We start from the raw sequence: 13,375 nt of genomic DNA on the forward strand, positions 1-13,375 counted from the left end.
GGCCGGGTGACCGCTCGACGACGTGCTCAGGAGTTCTGCGAGGCGTACGGCCTCTCGATGCCGATCCTTCAGGCGCCGATGGCGGGTGCCTGCCCGCCCGCGGCGGCGGCCGCGGTCGCCGACGCCGGAGGGATGGGCGCGGCGGGAGTGGTGCTCGACTCGCCGGAGCGGATCTCGGAGTGGGCCGCCGAGTTCCGGTCGATGTCGACGGGGCCGCTGCAGCTGAACATCTGGATCCCGGACCCTCTCCATGACGACCCGGCCAGGGTCTCGGCCGCGGAGGAGTTCCTGGGAAGGTTCGGTACGCCGGGATCCGAGCAGCCGCCCGCGCCGTCGTTCGAGGAGCAGTGCGAGGCGATGCTCGCCGCCGGGCCGACGGTCGTCTCCTCGATCATGGGTCTCTTCTCGCCCGACTATGTCGACCGTCTGCACGAGGCCGGGATCGCCTGGTTCGCGTGCGCCACGACCCTGGCCGAGGCGCGGGCTGCCCAGGAGGCCGGTGCCGACGCCATCGTCGCCCAGGGACTCGAGGCCGGTGGTCACCGCGGCGTCTTCGAGGCGAAGACGGCGGAGCGTACGGCAGTCGGGCTGTTCGCGCTGCTGCCGCACATCGTCGACGGGGTGGACGTGCCGGTCATCGCCGCCGGCGGGATCGCCGACGGGCGCGGCGTCGCCGCGGCGCTGACCCTCGGGGCGAGCGCCGTGCAGGTCGGCAGTGCACTGCTGCGGTCGCCCGAGACCAGGATCGCCGATGCCTGGGCCGCCTCGCTGGACGGGCTCGAGCCTGAGGACACGGTCGCCACCCGTGCCTACTCCGGTCGCCTCGGTCGCGCGGCGCCGACTCCCTATGTGCGCTCCTGGGAGGCGCCGGGTGCGCCTTCGCCTGCCCCCTACCCGCACCAGCGCCGCCTGGTCGCCAGGTGGCGCAAAGGCACGCCCGACCCGGCCGCCGAGGTGGCCCTGGACTTGGCCAACCACTGGGCCGGCCAGGCCGCCGGGCGCGCCGTCCCCGAGCCTGCGGGCGAGATCGTCACCCGGATGTGGAACGAGGCCCGGGCACAACTGCCGCCGCTGGCCTGATCCGTCGCACGTCCGGCGCGCAGAATCCCGCCATGGCGGGAAAATGCGCCGGGACCGAGGCCCGCGTCGCCGAAGCGGGAGGATGCCGACCTCCCGCGGTGTAGAACGGAAGACATGAGCGAAACCTGGCCCCAGCGACTGCTCGCGGACGGCTTCGGCCGGATCGCGGAGACCCTTCCCGAGATCATCGACGGCCTGTCGGTCGACGACCTGTTGTGGCGTCCCTACGACCGCGCCAACTCGATCGCCTGGATCCTGTGGCACATCGCCCGGATGGAGGACGCCCAGATCGCGCCGCTCGCCGGCGCCGACGAGGTGTGGGCGCGCGAGGGCTGGGTGGAGCGGTTCGGACTGCCGTACCGGCCGCGCGCGATGGGCTACGGGCAGAGCGCCGAGGAGGTCGCGGCCTTCCGGCTCGAGGACCCGAAGCTGCTGACCGGCTACTACCAGGCCGTCCACGAGGCTACGATCGAGCTGGTCGGCTCGTTGAGCGAGGAGGACCTCGCCCGCGTCATCGACGAGCGCTGGGACCCACCCGTCACCCTTGCGGTGAGACTGGTCAGCGTCGTCGACGACGCCGCCCAGCACATCGGCCAGGCGGCGTACGTCAAGGGCTTGCTGGGTCTTCGCTGATTCAGAGGACGGCGGCGATGGCCTCGTCGATCGAGGCGTCGCCGGAGACCAGTTCCCACTGCTTGCCGACGGTGGCGTCGTCGTCGATCACGGCGGCGATGACCGCGGCCACGTCGGCACGCGGGATGGTGTGGCGGTCGAGCTTCTCGGCCAGTTTCACCCGCCCGGTGGCGGGGTCGTCGGTGAGGCCACCGGGACGCAGGATGGTCCAGGCGAGGTCGCTGTCGCGCAGGGCGATGTCGGCGTCGCGCTTGGCTTCGACGTAGGCCTTCCACACCTCGCCCGCATCGGCCGGGACCGGCTCGTCGACGCCGATCGCCGAGACCTGCACGAAGCGCTGGATGCCGGCGGCCTTCGCGCCCTCGATCGACTTGGTCGAGCCCTCCAGGTCGACGGTGCGCTTGCGCTCGATGTTGCCGTCGGGGCCGCCACCGGCGGCGAAGACCACCGCGTCGCAGCCGGCGAAGGCGGCGGTGAACCCGTCGGCGTCCTGGTTCTCGATGTCGAGCAGGCCCACCTCGGCGCCGAGCGCTTCGAGCTCGGCTCGGTAGCTCTCGCTGCGTACGAGCGCGACCGGGGTGTGGCCCGCGGCCGCGAGGATCGGATGGAGATGCAGGGCGACCTTGCCGTGGCCGCCGACGATGGCGATGCGCATGCCTCCACGATAGGCACATCCACCACTGACAATTGTCACCGTCGGGTCCGGACAATCAGATCTGACGTCCGGGTGCCTCAAAGCGCGAGTCTGGGGACACCGCCCACGGTGGGTGGTGGAGACGGAGGACACGCATGACGACCATGACGAACGAGACCTCGCAGCGCACCCGGGTGGGGTGGCCGCGGATCGCGGGGACGGCGGCCATCGCGGCCGTGGCGGCGACCGCCGTGTGGCTGCTGTGGACCGCGGCCGGGGGAGTCGAGCTGGAGGTGAAGTCGGGCGCCGGCAGCCAGCAGATCGGGGTCGGGTCGGTGATCGTCAGCAGCCTGCTGATCGCACTGGCCGGCGGGGCGCTGCTGAGGTGGTGGGAGGGCCGTTCCGAGCGCGGGACGCGGCGATGGACGATGCTCGCCGTCGGGATCGCCGTGCTCTCCCTGATCACCCCGACCAGCGCGCTCACCGTGGCCGCCGGACTGGGGCTCGCGAGCCTGCACGTCGTCGTGGCCGTTGTGGTCATCGTCGGCCTGCGGCGACGGTAAAGTGGCGCGCGTGTCCGGCCTGAGGTGTCACCTCCAGCGCCACGGCGTGGTGCTGGTGTGGCTGCCGGTGCTGCTGCTCTTCCCGCTGCTCAACCTCTCCGGCGACACGTTCGCGGCCGCCGGCCAGGTAGTCCTGGTGCTGGCCCTCGCGGCGACCGCGGTCGCTCTCGTGGTCACCGGCCGGGTCCCCGTCCTGCTGCCCGTCCTCGTCGCCCTGATCGTGCTCGCCGCCATTCAAGGCGAGGGCTGGCAGACGGTCTGGGGAGTGCTGGCCATCGTGTCGCCGGCGGTCCTGCGGGGCTGGCGTCTACTGGTGGCGATCGTCGCGGCCACGGTCGGCGTCGCGGTCTCGATCGCGGTGATCGAGGGCATCGGCGACGCCTACCTGCTCAGCGTCGGAGGCGTCTTCCTCAGCGGCGTGACGACGACTTCGTTCCTCCGCCTCGTCGAAGCGGTCGAGCAGCTCCGCCGCACCCGGGAGGAGCTCGCCCGGGCTGCGGTCGCCGAGGAGCGTGCCCGGATGTCGCGCGATCTCCATGATCTGCTCGGGCACACCTTGAGCGTGATGGTCGTCAAGGCCGAGGCCGTACGCCGCCTGGCGGCTCGTGATCCCGAGGCAGCTGCCGCGCACGCGGCCGACATCGAGGAGGTCGGGCGTGCCGCCCTGGCCGACGTCCGGGTCGCCGTCGACCAGATGAAGACGCTCTCCCTGGCCGACGAGCTCGACGGCGCACGTCGCGCACTCGACGCCGCCGGGATCCGTACGTCGGTGACCGCTGCCCCGGCCGAGGTGCCCGACATCGCCGGCCAAGCGCTCGCCTGGGTCGTGCGCGAGGGTGCCACCAACGTGCTCCGCCACTCCGGGGCGGCCAGCTGCCGCTTCGAGCTCACCGAGGACGGCGGCCAGTTCCGGCTCGCCGTGGTCGACGACGGGGTCGGTGGTCCGGTGGACACGAGCGAGAGGTCGGGCGGACTCGAAGGCCTGCGCCAGCGGTTGCGGGCGGTCGACGGTCGCCTCGACGTACGTCCTGGTGCCGACGGGTTCCGCCTCGAGGCGAGGGTGCCGGCATCGTGATCCGCATCCTGCTCGCCGAGGACCAGGCGATGATGCGCGGCGCGCTCGCCGTGCTGCTCGGGCTCGAGGACGACCTCGAGGTGGTCGCCCAGGTCGGGACCGGCACCGAGATCGTGCCGACGGCGCTCGAGGTGCGCCCCGATGTGGCCCTGCTCGACATCGAGCTGCCCGGGATCAGCGGGCTCGAGGCCGCGCGGGAGCTGCGCGCGTCAATCCCGGAGTGCCGGGTGATGATCCTGACGACGTTCTCCCGGCCCGGCTACGTGCGCCAGGCGATGGCCGCGGGAGCGGTCGGCTTCCTGGTCAAGGACGGGCCGGTCGAGGAGCTGGCCGACGCGATCCGCCGGGTGCTGCGCGGCGAGACGGTCCTCGATCCCGACCTGGCCGCCGCGACGCTCCGCGCCGCCCCGAACCCCCTGACCGCACGCGAGCGGGACGTGCTCGCCGCCTCCGAGGACGGGTCGAGCATCGCCGACATCGCCGGCCGGCTCTACCTCTCGCCGAGCACCGTGCGCAACTATCTCTCCGCGGCCATCGGCAAGACCGGCACCCGCAACAAGACCGAGGCCGCACTCACCGCTCGCCGCAACGGCTGGCTCGCCTGAGCCTGCGCGATCAGGCCGGAGCCGGCGACAACGACCCGAGCGCGTGCACGAGCGGCGCGAGCTCGGGGATCTCGGCGGCCTCGTCCAGTGCCGTACGCAGCACCTCGTCGTGCAGCGGACGAGCCTTCTTCAGCAGGGCGCGTCCGGCGGGCGTGAGCTCGGTGTAGATCCCGCGGCGGTCGTCGGCGCACAGGATCCGGGTGAGGAGATCGCGGTTCTCCAGGCGCGTGACCAGGCGGGTCGTGGCCGAGGAGGAGAGGGCCGCCGCGCGGGCCAGCTGCTGCATGCGCATGTGCCAGCCGTCCTGGCGGCTGAGCGCGTCGAGGACGGTGAACTCGACGACCGACAGCCCGTGCTCGCGCTGCAGCGCCTTCTCGAGCGCGGCCTCGATCAGGCCGTGCACGGCCGCCAGTGTGCGCCAGCCCTGTGCGCGGATCTCGACGGCGTCGTCAGCGATTCCCATGGGTCCTCCTTCGTGGACACCTCAAGCATACCCGAGTTGCGCGGATAGTGCGCGCGTGCAACTATAAATACGAAGCGTGTGCAACTACTGCGCACGCGGACTATCGACAGACGCAACCCGTCCACGTTCAGGAGTCATCCATGCCCGTCGCACTGCTAGCCCTCGCGATCGGAGGGTTCGGCATCGGCCTCACCGAGTTCGTCATCATGGGCCTGCTGCCCGAGGTCTCCACCGACTTCGGGGTCAGCGAGACCACCGCCGGCTACCTCATCTCCGGCTACGCCCTCAGCGTCGCGATCGGCGCCGTCGGCCTGACCCTCCTGCTCACCCGGGTGCCCCGCAAGATCGCCCTGCTCGGCCTGATGGTGCTGTTCATCCTCGGCAACCTGATCTCCGCGCTCTCGCCCGACTACGCCACGATGATGGTCGGCCGGATCGTCGCGGCCCTGTGCCACGGCGCCTTCTTCGGCATCGGCGCCGTCGTCGCCGCCCAGCTGGTCGCTCCGGAGCGCAAGGCCAGCGCGATCGCCTTCATGTTCGGCGGCCTCACCCTGGCCAACGTCCTCGGCGTACCTCTCGGGACGCTGCTCGGCCAGGCCGCCGGCTGGCGCTCGACCTTCTGGGCGATCACCGTCATCGGCGTCATCGCCTTCATCGGCATCGCCCTCCTCGTCCCGGCCCACACCGGTCGCAGCGAGGCGGCCGCCCCGGCCGTACGCACCGAGCTGGCCGCCTTCGCCAGCCCGCAGGTCTGGTTCTCGATCGCCCTCACGGTCCTCGGCTACGGCGGCATGTTCGGCGGGTTCACCTACATCGCCTTCACCCTGACCGAGGTCAGCGGCTTCTCCGCGGGCGCGGTCCCGCTGCTGCTCGTCCTCTTCGGCGTCGGCCTCTTCTTCGGCAACATCGTGGGCGGCCGCGCCGCCGACCGCGACGTGGTGAAGACCCTCGGTGTGCTCCTGACCGCACTGACCCTCGTACTCGCCGCCTTCGCCCTTGTCGCGAGCAGCCAGGTGCTGACCGTCGTCGCATTGGTCCTGATGGGCGCGGTCGGCTTCGGCACGGTGCCGGCCCTGCAGATGCGGGTGATGGCGTACGCCGACAGGGCCCCCACCCTCGCCTCAGGGGCCAACATCGCCGCCTTCAACGTCGGCAACGCGCTCGGCGCCTGGATCGGCGGCCTCACCCTCGCCGCCGGGCTCGGCTACACCTCGCCGCTGTGGGCGGGTGCCGGGGTCACCGCGCTCGGTCTGCTCGTGCTGCTGGTCGCCGTCCGTGCGCCCGGGGGCGAGCGGCGTACGTCCGTTCCTGTTCCCGCCTGAACCTCATCCCGACAACCCAGAGAAGGAAGTCTCATGACCATCCCGAACATCACCCTGAACAACGGCGTCGCGATGCCGCAGCTCGGCTACGGCGTCTTCCAGGTGCCGGACGACGAGACCGAGGCGGCCGTGACCGCGGCACTCGAGGCCGGCTACCGCAGCATCGACACCGCGGCGGTCTACGGCAACGAGGCCGGCGTCGGCCGCGCGCTCGCGAAGTCGGGCATCGCCCGCGAGGAGCTCTTCATCACCACGAAGCTCTGGAACGCCGACCACGAGCGGCCGGTCGAGGCGTACGAGAAGAGCCTCGAGCTCCTCGGTCTCGACCAGGTCGACCTCTACCTGATCCACTGGCCTACTCCCGCCCGCGACCTGTACGTCGGTGCCTGGCAGGGCCTCGAGGAGCTGTACGCCGCGGGGCGGGTCCGCGCGATCGGCGTCTCCAACTTCCTGCCCGAGCACCTGGACCGGATCGTCGGGCTCGGCGGCACGGTGCCGGCCGTCAACCAGATCGAGCTGCACCCGGCGCTGCAGGAGCGCGCCACGGTCGCTGCCGGTGACGGGCTCGGCATCGCGACCGAGGCCTGGAGCCCGCTCGCCCAGGGCGCGATGCTCCAGAACCCGGCGATCACCGCGATCGCCGACCGCCTCGGCCGTACTCCTGCCCAGGTGATCCTGCGCTGGCACCTCCAGCAGGGCCGGATCGTCATCCCCAAGTCGGTGACCCCGTCGCGGATCGCGCAGAACCTCGACGTGTTCGGTTTCGATCTCACCGACGCCGACCTGGCCGCGATCGACGCCCTGGAGAGCGAGGGCCGTACCGGCCCGGACCCGGCGACCTTCAACGCCGCCTGATATCTGCGCCTGATATCTGCGCTTGATACCTGGGGAGCAGGTGTTATCGATCGGTGATCAGCCCGGGGCAGATGTCCGGACCGGTTGAGGGCATGCTTGGCATCATGCGATTGACCGAGCATGAGCTCACCGTGGCCCTGACCGGGACGGCCAAGTCCGTCCTGGCCTCCGGCCGGAGGTTCCGCAAGGGCGGTGCCGACATCGACAAGGTCTGGGACGAGACCGACCGCTTCCAGCGGTTCAAGCTGCTGGACAGCATCGGCACCCAGATCTTCCCGGTGCTCACCGACCTCCCCGACATCGATGTCCCCGTCGGTGGCCGCCCGAGCTTCCCGGAAGAGCAGATCCGTGAGTCCGTCGAGCGCAGCATCGGTGACGACGTCGGCCGGCTCCGCCGCGCGGTCACGGTCAAGGCACGCGTCGCGCTCGTCCAGGCCGCCCTCTCCAACCTGCCGCCCCGGGCCGAGGGCGACCTGCGCCTGGCCGACTGACGACGCGGAGCCTCGCCCGACCGCTCAGGGCAGACGCTTGGCGACGTTGTCGCTGAGGTGCTCCAGCGAGTCCTTGAGGGCGGTGAACTCCTCGGTCTGCAGCGCCATCACCTCGGCGATGGTGTCGGGTACGCCTTCGGCTCGGCTGCGCAGCTCGGTGCCGGCATCGGTCAGGCGCAGCCGGACGCTGCGCTGGTCCTCGGGGCGCTTCTCGCGGGTGATCAGCCCGGCGGCCTCGAGCCGCTTGACGAGCGGCGTCACGGTGCCGTAGTCCAGCCCGAGCTGCTCGCCGAGCTCTCCCATGGTGATGGGGGAGCTCTCCCACAGCACGAGCATGGCGACGTACTGGGAATACGTCAGGCCCAGGGCGTCCAGGATCGGTCGGTATGCCGCGGTCACGAGCCGCTGCGCGGTGTAGAGCGAGAAGCACAGCTGCTCGCTCAGCTCCAGGCTGTGGCGAGTCTCCGTCATGCGACCCACTCTACAACCTTGCGCGCAATCTTTTTCGAGGAAAACCTTGCGCGCAAGGTAAATGCGGCGTAGATTCCTTGTACGCAAGGTAATCCACAGCAAGGAGTGAGACGAGATGTCCAAGCCCGTTCTGGAGCCGGCCGCAGCCGAGTTCGCCGCTGCCACCGCCAACCCGCCCTACCTGTTCGACCTCGGTCCCGCCGCGGGTCGCGAGGCCGTCAACCAGGTCCAGTCCGGCGAGGGTGTCGACAAGCCGGAGGTCGACGAGGAGTGGGTCACCGTCGAGGGTGGTCCGACCGGAGAGGTGAAGGTCCGCATCGTCAGGCCCGCCGGTGTGAGCGGCACGCTTCCCGTCCTCATCTACATCCACGGCGCCGGCTGGGTCTTCGGCAACGCCGGAACGCACGACCGCCTGGTCCGCGAGCTCGCCGTCGGGGCCGGCGTCGCCGTCGTGTTCCCGGAGTACGACCTCTCGCCGGAGGCGAGGTACCCCGTCGCGATCGAGCAGAACTTCGCGGCCGCCCAGTGGGTCGTCGAGCACGGCGCCGAGAAGGGGCTCGACGCCTCCCGTGTCGCGGTCTCCGGCGACTCCGTCGGGGGCAACATGGCCGCGGCGCTGACGCTGATGGCCAAGGAGCGCGGCGGGGTCGAGCTGAAGCAGCAGGTGCTCTTCTACCCGGTCACCGACGCCTCCTTCGAGACCGAGTCCTACCACCAGTTCGCCGAGGGCTACTTCCTGCGCCGCGACGGGATGCAGTGGTTCTGGGACCAGTACACGACCGACGAGGCCGAGCGCGCCCAGATCACCGCCTCACCGCTGCGGGCGACCACCGAGCAGCTCACCGGCCTCCCGCCGGCGCTGGTGATCACCGGGGAGGCCGACGTGCTGCGCGATGAAGGCGAGGCGTACGCCGCCAAGCTCCGGGAGGCCGGCGTGCCGACCGTCCAGGTACGTCTCGGTGGCATCATCCACGACTTCGTGATGCTCGACGCGCTGCGTGACACCTACGCCAAGAAGGCGGCGATGACCCTGGCGATCGACGCGCTGAAGGCCGCCCTCGCCTGAGCTGGTGACCGAGCGGCGTCAGGCGCGAGGTCGTCCCGACGACCGTCGCCCTGAGCCGCTCGGAACTCGGCCCTGCCCGCCGACCGCACGCGGCCCTCGGGTCGGATTGGCGGCGGTCTCGATGGCGCGGACTCCGGGTGTCAGTCGCCGAGCGAGGCCGGTAGCACGTCGTCCACGATCGCCAGCAGGCACACCCTCAGCAGCTGGTGGACCTGCTCGCGGGTGAGTGCCTTCTTCACGAGCCACTCCCGGCCCGCGGCCCGGGCCAGCTGTCCATAAGTGCGGATGAAGGCCCGCAGCTCGTCGCGGCGGCCCTCCGTCTCGGACACCCCGATTGCATCGATCAATCGGTCGACGGAGTCGTTCTCGGCCTGAACCAGGATCTTCTCCAGCTCCGGGTCTCTGCCCATGCCGTGGCTGCCGGTCGCATTGATCCAGCTCGCGCCCTGCTGGTCGAGGGAGTCGAGGAACCAGGTGACCGCGGCGTCGATCCGCTCCTCGAGCGTCCCGTTCGGGAGCTGGGCGACCGCGATCTCGGGGACCGTGGCGGCTTCTCGGACGACCTCGAGATAGAGGTCGCGTTTGGTGCCGAAGTAATGGTTGAGCAGCCCGCGGGCGACACCGGCCTCTCGGGCGATGTCGGTGGTCGACACCTCGGCGTACGGCCGCTGGGTGAAGAGTCGCTGGGCGCAGGCGAAGATCTCCTCGCGGCGCTGGTCGGCGCCGAGGCGTCGCCAGCGGGGTTCAGACATGCTCACCCGGAGCAGTCTGCCCTGCCGCCTTCTCCGTGAGCCAGGGGAGCCAGGCCGGAAGGTCCTTCTCGACCGTGTTGGCGAAGACCGGAGGACGTTTCTCGAGGAACGACATCACGCCCTCGACGGCGTCGGCGTTGGTCGGCAGGCCGGCGATCAAGCGCGAGTCGACGTCGTGTGCGCAGAACGGCGAGAGCTCTCCGCTCAGTCTGTTGAGCATCTGGCGGATGACCGCCACGGAGACCGCTGCGGTGTTGTCACGCAGGTCGCGGGCCAGCTCGTACGCCGCCTCCAGCACCTCGCCCGGAGGGTGGACGGCGGTGAGCAGGCCGGCGGAGAGCGCTTCGTCGGCACCGAACACGCGCCCGGTGATCATCCAGTCCTGGGCCTTGGTCGTGCCGACCAGGCGAGGCAGGTACCAGACCGAACCGCCCTCGGGGAAGATGCCGCGGCGGGCGAAGACGAGACCGAACCTCGAGTCGGTGGAGCCCAGTCGGAAGTCGCAGGCGAGCGTGATGGTCAGGCCGGCGCCGACCGCCGCCCCGCGCATGGCAGCGATGACCGGCTTGTTCATCGTGAAGATGCGCTTCGAGCACCGGCCCGCCGGTTCCTGCCATGTGTCGGCGTCGCTGCCCTCCTCGTTGACGTCAAAACCGCCACCGGAGAGGTCGGCGCCGACGCAGAAGTGGTCTCCGGCCCCGGTGAGTACGACGGCCCGGACGTCCTCGTCGCGGTCCGCACGCTCGAGGGCCAGGTTCAGCTCGTCGGCCATGGTCAGCGTGTAGCCGTTGCGCGACTGCGGGCGGTTGAGCGTGATCGTCGCGATCCGCTCGTCCACGGCGTAGGTGATGGCGGTGTAGGTGTGCTCCGCCGTTGGTGTGCTGGTGTCCACGGTTGGCCTGCTTTCGTGCGGATTTCGATGACCTTGTTGACCGAGTGCCAACAATAGGCCACTATTGGCGCCATGCCAACAACGACGTCCTCCTGGATGACCGCGGACCTCCAGGCCGTCCGCGACCTCGCGGCGACCTACTTCACCAAGGAGGTGCTGACCCGGGCCGACGAGCATGTCGCTCAGGGTCACGCCAGCCGCGGGGCCTACCTCAAGGCCGGCGAGCTCGGCCTGGTCGGCATGTCTCTCGATGAGGCGTACGGCGGGGGAGGCGCGTCCTTCGCGGCCGAGACCGTGCTGCTCGAGGAGCAGGTCCGAGCCGGTGACACCTCCATGGGATTCGCCGTCTCGGTCGGAATCGTGGCCCACTACATCGCGGCGTACGCCACCGAGGAGCAGAAGCGACGCTGGCTGCCCAAGGTGTGCACCGGGGAGTGGGTCCTCTCGATCGCGATGACCGAACCCGGCACCGGCTCGGACCTGCAGGCGATCAAGACCCGCGCGGTCAAGGACGGCGACGACTACGTCCTCAACGGTGCCAAGACCTTCATCTCCAACGGCCACGTGTGCGACCTGATCGTGATCGCCGCCAAGACCGGCGACGACCAGGGTGCTGCCGGCATCTCGCTGATCGTGGCCGAGGTCGACGACGAGACTCCCGGTTTCACCCGCGGCCGGGTGCTCGACAAGATGGGTCAGAAGGACCAGGACACCGCGGAGCTGGCCTTCGAGGACCTACGGGTTCCACGGGCCAACCTGCTCGGCCCCGAAGAGGGGCAGGGCTTCTACCAGATGATGGAGCAGCTCCCGCAGGAACGGCTGATCACCGCGATCCTCGCCCAGGCGCAGATCGAGAGGGCCGTCGCGCTCGCGGTGGCGTACACCAAGGAGCGCCACGCCTTTGGCAAGCCGCTGATGGCGTTGCAGAACACCCGTTTCGAGCTGGCGGAGTGCGAGACCATCTCCCGGCTCAACCGCGCCTTCCTCGACCAGTGCATCGAGAAGCACCTCCGGGGTGAGCTCGACGCCACCGAGGCCTCGATGGCGAAGTACTGGATCTCCGACCGGGCCACCGAGGTCGCTGACCGTTGCCTGCAGCTCTTCGGCGGCTACGGCTACATGAACGAATACCCGATCGCCCACATCTACACCGACGTGCGCGTGCTGCGCATCCTCGCAGGCGCGAACGAAGTGATGAAGGAGCTCATCGCCCGTTCGCTGTGACAGCCGCTCTGATCTCCGACGGAAGGACCGCTCACCATGAGCAACCACGCATTCATCTACGACCACATCCGTACGCCGCGAGGCCGCGGGAAGAACGGCTCGCTGCACAGCGTGAAGCCGGTCAGCCTGCTGGTCGGGCTCATCGACGAGCTGCGCGAGCGCAACCCGGACCTCGACACCAACGCGGTCGACGACTTCATCGCCGGTGTCGTCTCGCCCGTCGGTGACCAGGGATCGGTGATCCCGAAGGCCGCGGCGATGGCCGCCGGCCTGCCCGACACCGTCGGTGGCCTGCAGATCAACCGCTTCTGCGGCTCGGGCCTCGAGGCCTGCAACACCGCCGCCCAGAAGGTTGCCTCTGGGTGGGACAAGCTGCTCCTGGCCGGTGGCGTCGAGTCGATGTCGCGGGTGCCGATCAGCTCCGACGGCGGCGCGTGGGCGATGGACCCGGCCACCAACTACGACTCCTACTTCATCCCCCAGGGTGTGGGTGCCGACCTGATCGCCACGATCGAGGGCTTCAGCCGTGAGGACGTCGATGCCTATGCCGTCCGCTCGCAGCAGCGTGCCGCCACCGCATGGGAGGAGGGCCGGTTCAAGAACTCGGTCATCCCGGTGCTCGACCAGAACGGTCTCGTCATCCTCGACCGTGACGAGCACATGCGTCCCGAGTCGACCGTCGAGTCGCTGGGTGCGCTGAAGCCGTCGTTCGCCGCGATGGGCGAGATGGGCGGCTTCGACGCCGTGGCGCTGCAGAAGTTCCACAGCGTCGAGCGCATCGACCACGTGCACACTCCGGCCAACTCCTCCGGCATCGTCGACGGTGCCTCGCTGGTGCTGATCGGCAGCGAGCAGGTCGGCACGGACTTCGGTCTGACGCCGCGCGCTCGCATCGTCGCCACCGCCACCTCGGGTGCCGACTCGACGATCATGCTCACTGGTCCGACGCCCGCCACTCACAAGGTGCTTGCCGCCGCCGGCCTGGCCCCCGATGACATCGACCTCTGGGAGATCAACGAGGCCTTCGCCGCCGTCGCCCTGAAATGGCAGAAGGACTTCAACGTCCCCGACGAGAAGCTCAACGTCAACGGCGGCGCCATCGCCATGGGCCACCCGCTCGGGGCCACCGGCGCGATGATCCTCGGCACCGTGGTCGACGAGCTGGAGCGGACCGGTGGCCGGCGCGCCGTGCTCACACTCTGCATCGGGGCCGGCATGGGCGTCGCCACCGTCATCGAGCGCATCTGAC

Annotated in this window: 16 protein-coding genes; 11 read left to right on the forward strand and 5 right to left on the reverse strand. The window is 70.2% G+C overall.

Translation table 11 applies throughout. The features are described 5' to 3' along the window. Window positions 1–6: 6 nt before the first annotated feature. Both ACFX43_RS19150 and ACFX43_RS19155 read left to right on the forward strand, forming a co-directional pair. Complete coding sequence (locus ACFX43_RS19150) at window positions 7–1,080, forward strand: NAD(P)H-dependent flavin oxidoreductase (protein ID WP_378832403.1); 1,074 nt, start codon at window positions 7–9, stop codon at window positions 1,078–1,080. Window positions 1,081–1,194: 114 nt separating this feature from the next. Continuing rightward, entirely contained in the window at window positions 1,195–1,713 is a 519-nt protein-coding gene (locus ACFX43_RS19155; RefSeq protein WP_378832407.1) for a DinB family protein, read from the forward strand. 1 nt (window position 1,714) lies between these two features. Here ACFX43_RS19155 and ACFX43_RS19160 read toward each other — a convergent pair whose 3' ends face one another. Further along, window positions 1,715–2,368: an SDR family oxidoreductase gene (locus tag ACFX43_RS19160; RefSeq protein WP_378832430.1), complete on the reverse strand. Its 654-nt coding sequence runs from the start codon at window positions 2,366–2,368 to the stop codon at window positions 1,715–1,717. Between the two features lie 134 nt (window positions 2,369–2,502). Between ACFX43_RS19160 and ACFX43_RS19165 the strand changes: the two genes are divergently transcribed. From ACFX43_RS19165 to ACFX43_RS19175, 3 genes are read left to right on the forward strand one after another with little or no spacing between them, the layout of a single operon-like run. Continuing rightward, complete coding sequence (locus ACFX43_RS19165; RefSeq protein WP_378832436.1) at window positions 2,503–2,910, forward strand: DUF6069 family protein; 408 nt, start codon at window positions 2,503–2,505, stop codon at window positions 2,908–2,910. Window positions 2,911–2,920: 10 nt separating this feature from the next. Next, window positions 2,921–3,985, forward strand: coding sequence for a sensor histidine kinase (locus ACFX43_RS19170; RefSeq protein ID WP_378832443.1), 1,065 nt, complete (start codon window positions 2,921–2,923; stop codon window positions 3,983–3,985). Then, entirely contained in the window at window positions 3,982–4,590 is a 609-nt protein-coding gene (locus ACFX43_RS19175; protein WP_378832450.1) for a response regulator, read from the forward strand. The genes ACFX43_RS19170 and ACFX43_RS19175 overlap by 4 nt, the downstream gene beginning before the upstream one ends. A 10-nt stretch (window positions 4,591–4,600) precedes the next feature. Here the strand turns inward: ACFX43_RS19175 and ACFX43_RS19180 are convergent, their stop codons facing one another. Further along, window positions 4,601–5,053 carry a MarR family winged helix-turn-helix transcriptional regulator gene (locus ACFX43_RS19180; protein ID WP_160024973.1) on the reverse strand — a complete coding sequence of 151 codons (453 nt, stop codon included), beginning with the start codon at window positions 5,051–5,053 and terminating at the stop codon, window positions 4,601–4,603. Window positions 5,054–5,193: 140 nt separating this feature from the next. Here ACFX43_RS19180 and ACFX43_RS19185 point away from each other — a divergent pair, with 140 nt between their 5' ends. The 3 genes from ACFX43_RS19185 (at window position 5,194) to ACFX43_RS19195 (ending at window position 7,721) form a co-directional block, all read left to right on the forward strand. Further along, window positions 5,194–6,375: an MFS transporter gene (locus tag ACFX43_RS19185; protein WP_378832464.1), complete on the forward strand. Its 1,182-nt coding sequence runs from the start codon at window positions 5,194–5,196 to the stop codon at window positions 6,373–6,375. Window positions 6,376–6,408: 33 nt separating this feature from the next. Next, complete coding sequence (locus ACFX43_RS19190) at window positions 6,409–7,230, forward strand: aldo/keto reductase (RefSeq protein WP_378832468.1); 822 nt, start codon at window positions 6,409–6,411, stop codon at window positions 7,228–7,230. Between the two features lie 104 nt (window positions 7,231–7,334). After that, on the forward strand, window positions 7,335–7,721 hold the full coding sequence (locus ACFX43_RS19195) for a hypothetical protein (protein ID WP_378832473.1): 387 nt from the start codon (window positions 7,335–7,337) through the stop codon (window positions 7,719–7,721). 24 nt (window positions 7,722–7,745) lie between these two features. Here the strand turns inward: ACFX43_RS19195 and ACFX43_RS19200 are convergent, their stop codons facing one another. Then, window positions 7,746–8,192 (reverse strand): MarR family winged helix-turn-helix transcriptional regulator, encoded by a 447-nt coding sequence (locus ACFX43_RS19200; protein ID WP_378832478.1) that lies wholly within the window; start codon window positions 8,190–8,192, stop codon window positions 7,746–7,748. A gap of 115 nt (window positions 8,193–8,307) precedes the next feature. Between ACFX43_RS19200 and ACFX43_RS19205 the strand changes: the two genes are divergently transcribed. Beyond that, window positions 8,308–9,258, forward strand: a complete 951-nt coding sequence (locus ACFX43_RS19205; RefSeq protein WP_378832484.1) for an alpha/beta hydrolase — start codon at window positions 8,308–8,310, stop codon at window positions 9,256–9,258. A gap of 140 nt (window positions 9,259–9,398) precedes the next feature. On the opposite strand, the gene ACFX43_RS19210 is transcribed toward ACFX43_RS19205, so the two are convergent. Further along, complete coding sequence (locus ACFX43_RS19210) at window positions 9,399–10,010, reverse strand: TetR/AcrR family transcriptional regulator (RefSeq protein ID WP_378841013.1); 612 nt, start codon at window positions 10,008–10,010, stop codon at window positions 9,399–9,401. Further along, window positions 10,003–10,902 carry an enoyl-CoA hydratase-related protein gene (locus tag ACFX43_RS19215; RefSeq protein ID WP_378832490.1) on the reverse strand — a complete coding sequence of 300 codons (900 nt, stop codon included), beginning with the start codon at window positions 10,900–10,902 and terminating at the stop codon, window positions 10,003–10,005. The genes ACFX43_RS19210 and ACFX43_RS19215 overlap by 8 nt, the downstream gene beginning before the upstream one ends. 72 nt (window positions 10,903–10,974) lie before the next feature. Between ACFX43_RS19215 and ACFX43_RS19220 the strand changes: the two genes are divergently transcribed. Beyond that, on the forward strand, window positions 10,975–12,126 hold the full coding sequence (locus ACFX43_RS19220) for an acyl-CoA dehydrogenase family protein (protein ID WP_378832495.1): 1,152 nt from the start codon (window positions 10,975–10,977) through the stop codon (window positions 12,124–12,126). Window positions 12,127–12,162: 36 nt separating this feature from the next. Then, window positions 12,163–13,374, forward strand: coding sequence for an acetyl-CoA C-acetyltransferase (locus tag ACFX43_RS19225; RefSeq protein ID WP_378832499.1), 1,212 nt, complete (start codon window positions 12,163–12,165; stop codon window positions 13,372–13,374). Window position 13,375: the final 1 nt, after the last annotated feature.

The sequence above is a fragment of the Nocardioides sp. YIM B13467 genome (genome assembly GCF_042788075.1).
Taxonomy (GTDB): Bacteria; Actinomycetota; Actinomycetes; order Propionibacteriales; family Nocardioidaceae; genus Nocardioides.